The organism is Kaistella faecalis (assembly GCF_019195395.1).
In the GTDB taxonomy this organism is placed as follows: domain Bacteria; phylum Bacteroidota; class Bacteroidia; order Flavobacteriales; family Weeksellaceae; genus Kaistella; species Kaistella faecalis.
In genome coordinates this window covers 261,638-275,316 of sequence record NZ_CP078067.1, presented here as the reverse complement: position 1 = coordinate 275,316, position 13,679 = coordinate 261,638, and the positions used below count along the sequence as shown (strand labels likewise).

The following is a 13,679-nucleotide window of genomic DNA, read 5'->3' as shown; positions in this document are numbered from 1 at the left end:
TTTAGCGGTAACGCTCGTGTTCCTTATTTTTAGAAAATCTCGCGATAATCGGTTTGAAGAGACTTTTGTATTTCTCAATATCAAAGAGCTGGGAATCAGTTAGTGCTTTATACGTGAGCCATGCACCGAAAGGAAAGAGTACCATATTCGGTAACCACGCCGCCAGATAGGGATCCATTTTGCCGGACCAAGCCATGTTTTCAACGGAAAGATTTAAGACGTAGAAAATAATGAATACCACGATCGCGATTACAACAGGGAGTCCCAATCCGCCTTTCCGGATGATTGAACCCAGACTTGAACCAATCAAAAAGAAAATAAGACAGGTCACCGAATAAGAAAATATTCGCTGTTGGTAAATAATAATACGGGAATAGAATGCGTGTAATCCCTGTATCTGCTCACTTTTATTAATGTTAAGTTGCTTTACGCTTTCTACTTTATTAAATGCAGCATATAGCAGTTCCTGCTTTTTTTTCTGCTTCATGGTGTCCAGTTTCGGAGTCGGGAGGACGGCCTTTTTGGCTGGAGTTTTATCAATATAGCTTACAAAGCCGTTGGTTTGGTTGATCAGTTCACTGCTGATATTTCCTAAAACCACGTTGTTCTCTTTTTTAGCAGCGTCAATGGTGGAGTTGAGTTCGATAAAATTCTGGAAAGAATAATCATCAGTGATTTTCTCAGCCTCGAGAGCCTTATTGATAATATCTGAAATATTGAAATGTGAAACCAACGTATCAAACTTTATCGCCTGATCTGGCTGTTTAAGACGCTGGTTGTAATCGATATTACCAATATTGTCTTCAAAAATATGGCCATTGAACAACACAAGTTTTAAATAATTTCTGTTGTCCGCCTGAACAAATTTTCCTTTTTCGGCTACAATAGACTGCTGGTTTTCATAGGAATTCGCCATTTTATGAATGAAAACCCCTTCCAGATTTTCTCCGTTCTCTCCCGAAATCTTGTCGAATTTCACGCTGTAACCCGGAATCTGCTGTATAAACTGACCCGGTGTAAAATTCAGTGCGGGTTTAGTGGCGGCGATGTTGTAGAGCATGTTTTTCGCTTTCCGCTGAAAGTCGGGTATGACATTATTGGAAAAGACAAACAGAAACAGCGAAAAAATTATTGATACAAAAAACAGAGGCAACATAATTCTGGTGAGAGAAATTCCCGCAGCTTTCATGGCGGCCAGCTCATAACGTTCCCCAAAATCCCCAAAGGTCATAATCGAAGAAAGCAGTATTGTGAGCGGCAAAACAAGTTGTACAACAATTGCAGAAAGGTAGGAGAGTAATCTGAGAATTTCCCAATAACTCAAACCTTTTCCGGTAAATTGTGACAGCCGGATCCATATGATGTTAACCACAAAAATGAAAAACAGCACACTGAAAATAAAAATAAACGGTCCGAAGAAAGTTTTAATGACGTAGCCGTCGAGCTTTTTTATCATGCGTCAAATTTACCAAAAAAATCACAAGCATAAAGTGTTACAGCATTCAAAAAAAAGCCCTCTTTTTTGCAGAGGGCTTTAAATTTTGGAAGTGTTAAAGTTCCGTGTAAATATAGTTTTTATACTGTTCTTTATCAAAGTTAAACATGTTGCTGTTTAAGCTCTGATTCACTTTATAATCACTGATCGCGATTACCGAAACTGAGTTGTCTGTAGAGAACTGTTCAAGTTTAACGATCTGCTTTTTTGCATCATTAATAAACAGATTTACTTCTTTAATACCGTTTTTGGCAGTGGGAATAAGCTTGATTTGATCCGCATTTACTCCATTCACATTTTTTTTACCAATATATTTTACCGTGTAACCTTTCTTATATTCCTCGATATAATTTAAAGGTGAAAACATCTGCTCAGAACCTGTTGGTTTTGCTGCAGTGATTTCCTGGTCTTCGGCAGAAATATTATAGATTTTATTTCCATCAAAAATCTGCTCGGTTCCCATAATTTTAAGTTTATACTTATCCTTAGCGGAGTAGAAGATGCCGGGCTCCGTCTTGGTTACCGTTTTGCCGGCGCCAGTTCCGTATACAAATTTGAAGTAAACATTATTTTTAGATTTATAATTCTGCGCAACTGCATCCAATAAATTTTTAGCTTTTGCGTCAATTTTCTGTGCTGAAAAACTAGCGGCAGTACCGAGTGCAAAAATTCCAAGGGTAAATTTTTTCAATATACTTTTCATTCTTTTTTTTGTTTTTGGATTAAAATTTTTAAGTAAAGTTAAACTGTTGTTTAAAGTTTGCTTTATTTGCGCAATTCTTCCAAAAACTGTTCCAAAGAATTCAGATCACTGATCTGCACTTCTCTTGCCTTAGCACCGTTGAAGCCGCCAACAATGCCGCTTGCTTCCAGTTGATCCATGATTCTTCCCGCGCGGTTATAACCCAATTTAAGCTGACGCTGAAGCATTGATGTAGAGCCTTGCTGAGTTGATACAATGATTCTAGCGGCATCTTCGAAAAGCGCATCTTTTTCATTGGGATCAAATGCTCCAACGGTTGAAGTGGCTTCCTCGCTGGAATATTCCGGAAGCATGAAAGCACTGGCGTAACCCTTCTGTTCACCAATGAATTCTGCAATTTTTTCCACTTCAGGAGTGTCAACAAACGCACACTGAAGACGGAGGATTTCGTTTCCGTTGAAATAAAGCATATCTCCTTTTCCAATTAGCTGGTCTGCACCCGGTGAATCCAGAATCGTTCGTGAATCCACACTTGAAATTACCCGGAAAGCAGCTCTTGCCGGGAAATTTGCTTTAATCATCCCCGTAATTACGTTTACTGATGGTCTTTGGGTGGCGACAATAAGGTGAATGCCGACAGCTCTCGCTAACTGTGCAAGTCTTGCGATCGGGAGTTCAACTTCTTTACCGGCGGTCATAATCAGGTCCGCAAATTCATCTACGACCAAAACGATATACGGCAGATAGCGGTGTCCGTTCTCAGGATTCAGCTTTCTTTCAGTGAATTTTTTGTTGTATTCTTTTAGATTTTTACAGAACGCATTTTTAAGTAAATCGTAACGCTGATCCATCTCAATACAGAGGGAATTCAGGGTGTTAATCACTTTGTGGGTATCAGTAATAATAGCATCGTCACCGTCAGGAAGTTTTGCCAGATAATGTCGTTCAATTTTTGAATAAAGCGAAAGTTCCACTTTTTTTGGATCAACCATCACAAATTTCAGTTCGCTTGGATGTTTTTTATAAAGAAGTGAAGTAAGAATTGCATTGATACCTACTGATTTTCCCTGTCCGGTAGCTCCTGCCATTAGTAAATGCGGCATTTTTGCTAAATCTGCCATGAAAATTTCGTTGGAAATCGTTTTCCCGAAAACCACCGGCAAATCCATATCGGTATTCTGGAATTTCTGGGAAGCAATAACACTTCGCATAGAAACCATGGAAGGATTTTTTCTCGGAACTTCAATCCCAATCGTCCCTTTACCTGGCATTGGCGCAATAATACGGATTCCAAGTGCTGAAAGGTTCAACGCGATATCATCCTGTAATTTTTTGATGGATGCAACCCGTATTCCCGCTTCCGGAACGATTTCATACAAGGTTACGGTAGGTCCTACAGTGGCTTTGATTTCAGCGATTCCTACATTAAAATTTTTGAGTAGACCAACAATTTTATTTTTGTTTTCTTCAAGTTCATCTCTGTTGATGGAGATTTCCTCGTTTCCGTAATCCCTTAGCAGATCTACTGTAGGCATCTGGAATTTCGCCAGATCGAGTTTATGGTCATAAAGCCCGTGTTTATCAACAAGTTCCTGGGATTTTATGTCGGATTCGTCAAGAATATCTATGGTCTTAGCGACTTCAACCTTAAAATCAATGTCATCAGATTTTGTTGATGCTACATTATTGCCCGCAGTCGGATTTAAATTCAAGGAATTTCCATTATTCTCTGTTACGGTCACATTCGAAATTTCACCGTTGTCGAATGAAGTTTTATTTGGTGTTTTAATCGTTTCAAAATCATTACTGATTTCGACCTCAGGAAAACCTTTTACAGGAATTTCCGCTGCAAAAGGAATTGTTTTAGCAGGTGATTGAGCTGGAATTTCATTCCCTTCACTGCTCAGTCCGTCCAGTTCTTCATCCGCTTCGAAATTTTCAGAAGAATTAGGCATCATGGCCTTTACTCGTCCGACCGTATTTTCGTTTAGATCATTAAGTTTCGCTTTCACATTGGAGGGACTCAGGTTGAATTCCAAAATAAAATAAAGTCCGATGCTTACTAAAAGAACGAGCCACAATCCCGCCATCCCGATTACGGACAGTAAAAAATCCATAATCTGGAATCCGTAGACGCCACTCAGAACACCCTGACCTTTGGTAATTGCGCCCATAAAAATTGGCAGCCAGCAAATGAAGAACAAAGAATGACCAATGGTTTTCCAGGGCTTGAAATAATTCTTTTTGAAAATCATCATCCCAACCACAAAAAACAGGAAAGCTACTGCAAAAGCAGCAATTCCAATACTTTCAAAAATAAAAATATTGCCAAGCCAATCGCCAATTTTACCGAAAATGTTAGATGATTGTACCGTTTTATCCAACATTGTACCCGCCTGGCTTTGGTCTGCTTTCCAGTTTGAAAGGTATGATACAAAGGAAAGGGTAAGAACTACAGAAAGCAGAACGAAAAGAACTCCAAAAAATATACGTGGTTTCGAAAGGGTTTTATTCTGTACAGCAGCGTGGGGCGGCGTAGGTTTAGTATTTTTTTCCATAATATGAATGTGGGCAAATTTAATAATAAATTTAAAAGTTTTTTGAGAATTGCTATAATTTTTCACGCAAAATACTTGCTGTTTAAGCGCTTTATTAATGATTTCAGTTATGACTTCAAGATAGGGATTTGTTTCGGAATGGTATTTGAATTTTTAAAACCTAAAAACCCCTAAATTTTAAAAATATGGACAATAATAAAATAAAACAGTCAGAAAAATCTCACGAGGAAAAGAGAAGTTTGGAAAATGACGAGAACCAAGATATTGAAACGCAAAACTCAGCAACTATAAGGTTGAAAGACGTGCGCAACCCAGAAATAACCCAGGAAAATTACGTGAAAGATGCCGAAAATGCAATTCCTCCCTTAGCGTGGAAAAATCAGAAAAAAGCATACGATGATGCTTGGGAAAATAACAAAAACCAACAGTTAGGCGAAGAGGTGTGAAAACTTCTCTAATTTCACAATTTAAAATATTACACTATGATCCCAGAAAATAACATCCCCGAACAAAACGATGAACTTAAAGAAATGAATTATAATCCGCAGGAGGATATATTTAATAAGGAAGAACCCGTTCCTATCGACGGAGACGGAAATCCAATTCTTAACGAAAATTCTAACGACGGCATGCCTTACGGTCTGGATATTCCCGGCTCGGAAGATGATGACAATTTCGAGCAGATTACGGACCAGATTCCGGATGAAGAAAACGTTATTCACACAACAATTGATAATGAAGATGATTCCGGGGAAACAAATGAAGATTTTGTACCTTAAATTTCGGTTAGAAAACATAATATCTAAATTCTCTTTCAATGAAAGGGAATTTTTTTATGAACATAAGCTAGGATTGTATTTTTGAATTTCAATATCTTTAAAACTTTAATTTAATACTTCGAATTTTGGATACAAAAACCTTCCAGGAAAAGATACAGCAGGGAATCCCCAACGAACTTCCGCAACCAAAACCATACGAACCACACATCAATCACGCACCGAAGCGTAAGGAAATTTTAACGGACGAAGAAAAAAAACTTGCGCTGAAAAATGCCCTAAGATATTTCGAGCCGAAATTTCATGCAGAACTTTTACCCGAATTCCGCGATGAACTTGAAAATTATGGAAGAATTTACATGTACCGTTTCCGTCCGGATTACGAGATGAAGGCAAGGCCGATTTCAGAATATCCCGGAAAATCTGAGCAGGCAAAAGCCATTATGCTGATGATTCAGAACAATCTGGATTACGCCGTAGCACAGCATCCGCATGAACTTATTACCTATGGCGGAAATGGCGCCGTATTCAGCAATTGGGCACAGTATCTTCTGACGATGAAATATCTGTCGGAAATGACCGATGAGCAGACTTTAACAATGTACTCCGGGCATCCGATGGGACTTTTTCCGTCGCATAAAGAAGCACCGAGAGTCGTTGTAACGAACGGAATGATGATTCCGAATTATTCAAAACCCGATGACTGGGAAAAATTCAATGCATTAGGAGTTTCGCAGTACGGACAAATGACCGCTGGAAGCTATATGTACATAGGGCCGCAGGGAATTGTGCACGGAACCACCATTACAGTTTTGAATGCTTTCAGAAAAATAAAAAAAGAAACACAAGGCGGACTGTTTGTAACTTCAGGTTTGGGAGGAATGTCTGGAGCACAGCCAAAAGCAGGAAATATCGCCGGCTGTATTACGGTTTGTGCGGAAGTAAACCCGAAAATCACAAAAATCCGTCATGAGCAGAAATGGATTGATGAAGTTCACGAAAATATAGAGGAACTTATTCAAAGAGTAAAGACCGCAAAAGAAAACAGCGAGACTGTTTCTTTGGCGTACTTAGGAAATGTTGTAGAGGTGTGGGAAAAATTTGATGAGGAAAATCTTAAAATTGATATTGGTTCTGATCAGACTTCTCTCCATAATCCGTGGGCGGGCGGCTATTATCCGGCCGGGATTTCCTTTGAAGAATCCAATAAAATGATGGCAGAAAATCCTGATCTGTTTAAAGAAAAAGTTCAGGAAAGTTTAAGAAGACATGCTTCAGCCATTAATAAACATACCGCAAAAGGAACCTATTTTTTCGATTACGGAAATGCATTTTTACTTGAAGCCAGCCGCGCAGGTGCAGATATTATGGCAAAAAACGGCATTGATTTCCGATACCCAAGTTATGTTCAGGATATTATGGGGCCCATGTGTTTTGATTACGGTTTCGGGCCTTTCCGGTGGGTATGTACGAGCGGAAAAACTGATGATTTACAGAAAACAGATGAAATAGCATCAGATATATTAGAAGAAATCATGAAAAATTCACCTGTAGAAATTCAGCAGCAAATGGCGGATAATATCAAGTGGATTAAAGGTGCTCAGGAGAATAAACTGGTGGTAGGTTCGCAGGCCAGAATTCTTTACGCCGATGCAGAAGGAAGAATGAAAATTGCTGAAGCTTTCAATAATGCGATAAAAAGAGGAGAAATAGGGCCGGTTGTTTTAGGTCGTGATCACCATGATGTATCAGGGACAGATTCTCCTTACCGTGAAACCTCAAATATTTACGACGGATCAAAATTCACTGCAGATATGGCAATACAGAATGTAATTGGCGACAGTTTCCGGGGAGCTACCTGGGTTTCTATACATAACGGAGGCGGTGTTGGCTGGGGCGAAGTAATTAACGGAGGTTTCGGCATGCTGCTTGACGGAAGTGAAGATGCGGACCGAAAATTAAAATCGATGCTTTTCTGGGATGTGAACAACGGAATTTCCCGCAGAAGCTGGGCAAGAAATGAAGGTGCAGTTTTCGCCATCAAGCGTGCGATGGAAATAGAACCTAATCTAAAAGTAACGTTGCCTAATCTGGTCGACGAAAGTCTTCTATCATAAAATGCATTTGCAGAAAGATAAAGCACCCCACTAGGGGTGTTTTTTTGTGTATTAAAATATCATCAATAACTTTAATAGTGTATTTCTATACCAATTTAAATTAATTAGTATGATATTTGTCTACTTTTACATCAACAAAAAAATATCTTATTATGAAAAATTTATTTAAACTCTCAGCATTCATGTTTTTATTTGCTTTACTGCTCACCTCCTGTGAAGAAACTAGAGACGATTTTGAAACACCAAAAAGTATTTATGAACTCGCTTCTTCTGATGCGGATCTATCTAATCTGAAAGCCGCGATCGATAAAGCAGGGTTAGCTGGCACATTAGGCGCTTCAGGAAGTTTTACCATATTTGCACCATCAAATGCTGCATTTTCACAATTTCTGGCAGATAATGGTTTTGCCAGTTTGAACGATGTTCCCACAGCAGCTTTAAAGGAAATTTTGCTTAATCACGTACTTGCTTCCAAAGTAATGGCAGCGCAGGTGACCACAGGTTATGTTTCTACTTTAGCGAAAGGAAATGCCTCTTCTGCAAAGAATTTAAGCATGTACATTAACACCGCTTCAGGAGTGAAGATTAACGGAATTTCTACCGTTACAAAAACCGACATCAGTGCAAGCAACGGTGTAATTCACAAAGTGGATAAAGTAATTGGATTGCCAACTGTGGTAACTCACGCTTTAGCAAATCCTAATTTTTCTTCTCTTGTCACCGCACTTACCAGAAGCGACATGCCTAATTTTGCAGCTATATTAAGTGGAACCACCAACTCACCATTTACCGTTTTTGCTCCTACAAATGCAGCGTTTACTTCGCTGCTGACAGAGTTAAGCCTTCCTAATCTTGGTGCAGTACCTACATCAACTTTAGAGAATGTCCTAAAATATCACGTTGTTGCTGGTGCAAATGTATTATCAACTGATATTACCAATAATATGAGTGTCAATACATTCCAGGGTGGCACTTTCAAAATTACCACCACGGGCGGCGTAAAAATTACCGATGCCAATAACAGAATTTCGAATGTAATCGCTACAGATGTTCAGTGCAGCAACGGTGTTATTCATGCCATCGATAAAGTTCTTTTACCATAGTAGTTTAGTTTTAAATGTTAATGTTTGATAAGCGTCCCTTCCGCAGGGACGTTTATTTTGTAAATTGCGAAAATTTTAAAATCCATGAAATTTAAATTTATCATTCTATTCCTTCTTACGTCTTTATCACTGTACAGCCAGGTGGGAAGCATCAATATTAATGTATTTGATGACTTTAGTAAAAAACCGGTTTCCGCAACGGTGAAAATTATGGGTGGAACGGAGCTGCAATTTTCCGGAACCGGAAATATTCTGATTTCTGAAATCAGTTCCGGGACTTATACACTCGAAATAGTTTCAGAAGGTTACAGCCCAAGTTATCTGAATGAGATCAACGTAGTCCCAAACCAGAATCTTACTTTTTCAGTTGGATTAACCAAGTCCGCAACAGAAATTCAGGAAGTTACGATCACCAGAAAAGCGTATAAAACCACCGCAGAAAGTCCACTCTCATTGAGGAATATCACCAGTGAAGAAGTTCAGAAGAATGCCGGTTCAAACCGTGATGTTTCCAAAGCGATTCTCAGTTTTCCGGGAGTTGGCAGTACTGCAACCTTCAGAAACGACCTTTTCATCCGCGGCGGAAGTTCTGCAGAAAATAAATTTTATATCGACGGAATTGAAGTTCCCGTCATTAATCACTTTCAAACCCAGGGTGCGAGTGGCGGTCCGCGAGGCATCATCACTGTAGACTTTATTAAGGATGTCGATTTTTACAGCGGCGCTTTTCCTGCGAGAAGAAACGGTGTTTTATCGTCGCTTTTTGAATTTAATCTTAAAGAAGCGCGAAAGGAAAAGTTAGGCTATAAGGCAGTTGTAGGTTTAGATGATCTTCAGCTCATGGTTGACGGGCCACTTTCTAAAGACCAAACCTGGAGCGGATTGTTCAGCGTAAGAAAATCGAATCTTCAGCTGCTTTTTAAAGCGATTGGTTTACCGTTTCTGCCGAGTTATTACGACGGGACATTTAAAATCTCAAAGAAATTCCAGAGTGGTGATGAACTTTTTTTCCTCGGAATGGGTGCTAAAGACAGTTTTGAATTCAACGAAGATGCCGAACCTACTTTTACTAATTTAACATTAATTGACCGGCTCCCGAATTCGCCCCAGTGGAATTATACAGTGGGAACAGGCTATAGGCACCTTGCAGAAAACGGAAACTGGCTTTTCACTTGGAGCAGAAATATGCTGGACAACCGTGCGCTGAAATATTACAGAAACGTCGAAACTCCCGAGAATCTGCTTTACGATTATAAATCTCAGGAAATTGAAAACAAAATGCGTGTTGACCGTAATTTTACTTTCTCAGATTATCAGTTCAGTACGGGTGCGAACATCAATTTTGCAAAGTATTTCAATAATTCTACCATCAAAAATGTGACTCAGAATGCTGTTAATTTTGATGATTTTACCTCGGAAATTAATCTGATTCAATACGGATTTTATCTTCAAACTGCTAAAAAATTCATTGATAACAGGCTTCAGCTTTCTGCGGGATTCCGTTTGGATGCAAGTGATTATTCATCCAATACAACCAATCCTTTAGAACAGTTTTCGCCGAGATTTTCTTTAAGTTACAAACTTGCAGATCAGTTTACGGTGAATTTCAATACGGGAATTTTCTACCAACTGCCCGCTTACACTGCGTTAGGTTATGTTGAAAACGGAAATCTTAGCAATGAAAATACTTTAAAATACATCAGGAATTCCCATTTAGTGGGAGGAGTTGAGTATAACGGTAAGAATAATCTGCGTATGACGCTGGAGGGTTATTATAAAAAATACAGTAATTATCCGTTCTCGCTCCGCAATCAGATTTCATTGGCCAATATAGGTGCAGATTTCGGTGTGGTTGGCAGCGAGCCTTTGGATTCACGCGGTTTTGGTGAAACCTATGGTATTGAATTTCTCGCACAGAAACGCACTGTGAATAATTTTTACGGAATTTTGGCTTACACATTTGGTTATTCTAAATTTTCCGATGCTGCTGGCAAATTATTGCCGTCAAGTTGGGACTCCCGACATATTCTTACGATGACTGCAGGAAAATATTTCAACAGAAACTGGAATGTTGGTGCGAGATTCAGAATGCAGTCGGGTTTGCCGGAAACGCCGTATGATCTGCAGCGAAGTGCATTGGTCAATATTTGGAACATCAATAATGGTCCGATTCAAAACTTTACTTTACTCAATTCTTCAAGAGGAAATTTTTCGCATCAGTTAGATCTTCGTGCTGAGAAGAAATGGATTTTCAAAAAATGGCAGTTTACCGCTTACATCGATGTTGTAAATGCGTACGGGTCTAAAAGCCCAAGCGGTTTGCCGGTGGTTAATCTGCAGCGTGATACTCAGAACAACGGCGTTATCGCCAATCCCGGCGCTCCGCAAAACGAACAGTATTATCTTTTGGAAACTGGTGAAGCAGACCGTTCTACACCGCTTCCTTATTTTGGGTTTATTTTCGAATTTTAAAAAATATTCTTTAAAAAGACATTCAGTCGGAAAAATTAATGAGAAGATGCGTTTTTAATATCTTCCATAATCCATTCCAGCTGGATGTCTTTTTTTTCTAAAACCTGTTGTGTAGTCGGTAAAATTTCTTTGTGCGGAGTTACCCCTTTTTTGGTTAAGGTAAAATCAATATCCGGCTGAACCAGCATTAAACCAATTGGCAGGTAAAGTTTCGAGTGCGGGAGTTTCTTTGTAGAATACCGCCCTGCAACCGTACCATCGTTTGCTCCACCGGTTTCTTCACCTACCAGAAATGCTCGTTTTTCATGCTTAAGTTTTGAAGGTAGAATAGAGGCGGCAGAGAAACTGCTGCCGTTGATGAGCACATAAATTTTACCCTTAAAATTATTCTCTTTAGGTTTTTTGAGCCCAAAGATTCCGTTATTCCTTAAATAAAATTGGTCACCATTTTTTTTAATGGATAAAGCTGTGCCGGCGAGATAAAAAGGGTAGACCAGGACAGCCACCGGCTTTGTAAGCAGCGAAAATTCTGAAAAATAATTGGCCTGATACATCGCCGAAGGAGAGGTAATTTCAATATCCTTGATAAACTGAAATTTTTCCGGAACCAGATACGAATACAGATTATTGATTTCGGAAAGTGAACCGCCAAGGTTGTCGCGGATATCGAGGATCAGATATTGTGCGGGTGATTTTTTAAGAGCTTCAAAACTTTCTTTGTAAAATTTCTTTGAAAATGTACCGGAAAATGTCTTTATTTTCATGTAAGCAACCGTGCTGTCTTTCGTAGGGAACTGAAGATCGCGGTTGAAACTTTTAGTAACAATATTATAGTCTTTCGTTTTTCCTTTCTCGCTTTTCGTAATCTTTTTATTAGCGTTTTCCACTTTTTTCTTTTCTTCTTTGGTGAATTTTTCCCGCTTGAGATACAAAGTTTTTACTTCGTTCTGATACTGTGTTTCAATCTTTACACTGTCTAGAATTCCGTGTTCCGCGGTAAAATAAGAAGGCCATCTTCTGGCAAGAATGTATTTTTGGAAAGTCTGGTTTTCGCCGTCGCTGTTTACAAAGGGCTTGTATCTGTTCAGAAGATCTTTAGCAGGAATATCTTTAATTTTAAGAATTTCTGTGCCTACATTCATATCTGGAATTTTGTCCGCATTGTCTTTTACAAAAATCCGGTCGCCATCGAGAAGAAAATTATACCGGCTTAGTAATCCTTTCTGTTTTTCAAGATTTTTGATTTCTTTGCGTGTAAGCCGTTTATCCAGCGGAACCAGGCGCAGGTGCGCTTCTTTGATCTGGGCGATAACCGGGGCCAGTTTTCTGTAAAACTCATTCGGTTTTAGAGGTTTATGCAGGGTCGTTTTTAAACTGTCGAATTTATAATCAAGTTCTTCTTTAGAGATGTACCAGTAGAGATTTGGATGGAGTTTCTGCAGTTTTTCGAATGCAAAATCGACGTCTTTCCGCAGTTTTTCGGGAGCGATGGTGATTTCGTGCTTTTGGTTATGTTTTTTTACAGAAACACATGAAGTGAAAAATAGAAGAAGAAGGAAGAGATATGACGTTTTCAAATTAAATAATTTTCATAAAAATATATCTTTTTCTTGAGAAACGGTCTAGTTCAAAAAAAACAAAAAACTCTGCCAGAAGCGCAGAGTTTATATTTTTGTTCAATTATTCAGATTATCCCAAAACCGTTACCGTATTTTGTAGCATTTCGAAAATTGCATCTCTTCCGTTTTCCGGTTTCACGTTCACAGCGCGGGTTCCGTTGAAATGCAGACAGGTTACATAACCCAATTGAGCGGCGTCAAGACAGGTAAATTTCACGCAGTAATCCAGAGCTAAACCTACAATTTCTACCAATTTAATGTCATGGTATTGTAGAAAATCGTCTAAACCAGTTTTCACAAAATGATTGTTATCCTGAAATCCGCTGTAGCTGTCGACATCGGTGTTTTTGCCTTTCTGAATGACGTGGGTAACTTTATCGCGGTTCAGGTCCTTATGAAATTCTGCACCGAAAGTTCCCTGAACACAGTGATCGGGCCACATAAACTGAGGAATTCCGTTGAGAATAATGGTTTCACCTACTTTTTTTCCGTTAGTGGAAGCAAAACTTTTGTGATCTGCGGGATGCCAGTCCTGGGTAAGCACGATTTGATCGTACTGGTTTTCCTCCATTAAAAGGTTAATATAAGGAATTATTTCGTTGGCTCCGGGAACTTCTAATGCACCGCCTTCACAGAAATCATTCTGAACATCTACTATAATAAGGGCTTTCTTCATGTTTTAAGCTTAAATTTTTAATGTAATTTTGTTAAATACAACAAATCAAAACTTTGATTTTATGTTGTAAATTTACGAAACAGAAGCCGCAAAATTTCAGCCAAAAAAAATCATCAGCCAAATCGGCAATTTTTTAATTAACAATGGACAAAACAATACC

General features: G+C 38.9%; 10 protein-coding genes. 5 read left to right on the top strand and 5 right to left on the bottom strand.

What is annotated here, in order from left to right; translation table 11 throughout:
- Position 1: 1 nt before the first annotated feature.
- The 3 genes from KTV93_RS01315 to KTV93_RS01305 all read right to left on the bottom strand — a co-directional run bounded on the left by KTV93_RS01315 (position 2) and on the right by KTV93_RS01305 (position 4,756).
- Positions 2-1,456, bottom strand: a complete 1,455-nt coding sequence (locus tag KTV93_RS01315) for an LptF/LptG family permease (RefSeq protein ID WP_218249533.1) — start codon at positions 1,454-1,456, stop codon at positions 2-4.
- Between the two features lie 94 nt (positions 1,457-1,550).
- Complete coding sequence (gene lolA1, locus KTV93_RS01310; RefSeq protein ID WP_218249532.1) at positions 1,551-2,198, bottom strand: outer membrane lipoprotein periplasmic chaperone LolA1; 648 nt, start codon at positions 2,196-2,198, stop codon at positions 1,551-1,553.
- Positions 2,199-2,260: 62 nt separating this feature from the next.
- Complete coding sequence (locus tag KTV93_RS01305; RefSeq protein ID WP_218249531.1) at positions 2,261-4,756, bottom strand: FtsK/SpoIIIE family DNA translocase; 2,496 nt, start codon at positions 4,754-4,756, stop codon at positions 2,261-2,263.
- A 185-nt stretch (positions 4,757-4,941) separates the two neighbouring features.
- Between KTV93_RS01305 and KTV93_RS01300 the strand changes: the two genes are divergently transcribed.
- The 5 genes from KTV93_RS01300 (at position 4,942) to KTV93_RS01280 (ending at position 11,224) form a co-directional block, all read left to right on the top strand.
- Complete coding sequence (locus KTV93_RS01300; protein ID WP_218249530.1) at positions 4,942-5,202, top strand: hypothetical protein; 261 nt, start codon at positions 4,942-4,944, stop codon at positions 5,200-5,202.
- A gap of 36 nt (positions 5,203-5,238) precedes the next feature.
- On the top strand, positions 5,239-5,535 hold the full coding sequence (locus KTV93_RS01295) for a hypothetical protein (RefSeq protein ID WP_218249529.1): 297 nt from the start codon (positions 5,239-5,241) through the stop codon (positions 5,533-5,535).
- A 125-nt stretch (positions 5,536-5,660) separates the two neighbouring features.
- Positions 5,661-7,649: a urocanate hydratase gene (locus KTV93_RS01290; RefSeq protein ID WP_230259174.1), complete on the top strand. Its 1,989-nt coding sequence runs from the start codon at positions 5,661-5,663 to the stop codon at positions 7,647-7,649.
- A gap of 152 nt (positions 7,650-7,801) precedes the next feature.
- Entirely contained in the window at positions 7,802-8,752 is a 951-nt protein-coding gene (locus KTV93_RS01285; protein ID WP_218249528.1) for a fasciclin domain-containing protein, read from the top strand.
- An 84-nt stretch (positions 8,753-8,836) separates the two neighbouring features.
- Positions 8,837-11,224, top strand: a complete 2,388-nt coding sequence (locus KTV93_RS01280) for a TonB-dependent receptor (protein WP_218249527.1) — start codon at positions 8,837-8,839, stop codon at positions 11,222-11,224.
- 35 nt (positions 11,225-11,259) lie between these two features.
- Here KTV93_RS01280 and KTV93_RS01275 read toward each other — a convergent pair whose 3' ends face one another.
- Both KTV93_RS01275 and pncA read right to left on the bottom strand, forming a co-directional pair.
- On the bottom strand, positions 11,260-12,801 hold the full coding sequence (locus KTV93_RS01275; protein WP_218249526.1) for a S41 family peptidase: 1,542 nt from the start codon (positions 12,799-12,801) through the stop codon (positions 11,260-11,262).
- 112 nt (positions 12,802-12,913) lie between these two features.
- Positions 12,914-13,519 (bottom strand): bifunctional nicotinamidase/pyrazinamidase, encoded by a 606-nt coding sequence (gene pncA / locus KTV93_RS01270; protein ID WP_218249525.1) that lies wholly within the window; start codon positions 13,517-13,519, stop codon positions 12,914-12,916.
- Positions 13,520-13,679: the final 160 nt, after the last annotated feature.

Coding starts and splice junctions, on each gene's coding strand:
- KTV93_RS01315 (WP_218249533.1), bottom strand. CDS start 1,456: ATGATAAAAAAGCTCGACGGCTACGTCATTAAAACTTTCTTCGGACCG.
- lolA1 (WP_218249532.1), bottom strand. CDS start 2,198: ATGAAAAGTATATTGAAAAAATTTACCCTTGGAATTTTTGCACTCGGT.
- KTV93_RS01305 (WP_218249531.1), bottom strand. CDS start 4,756: ATGGAAAAAAATACTAAACCTACGCCGCCCCACGCTGCTGTACAGAAT.
- KTV93_RS01300 (WP_218249530.1), top strand. CDS start 4,942: ATGGACAATAATAAAATAAAACAGTCAGAAAAATCTCACGAGGAAAAG.
- KTV93_RS01295 (WP_218249529.1), top strand. CDS start 5,239: ATGATCCCAGAAAATAACATCCCCGAACAAAACGATGAACTTAAAGAA.
- KTV93_RS01285 (WP_218249528.1), top strand. CDS start 7,802: ATGAAAAATTTATTTAAACTCTCAGCATTCATGTTTTTATTTGCTTTA.
- KTV93_RS01280 (WP_218249527.1), top strand. CDS start 8,837: ATGAAATTTAAATTTATCATTCTATTCCTTCTTACGTCTTTATCACTG.
- pncA (WP_218249525.1), bottom strand. CDS start 13,519: ATGAAGAAAGCCCTTATTATAGTAGATGTTCAGAATGATTTCTGTGAA.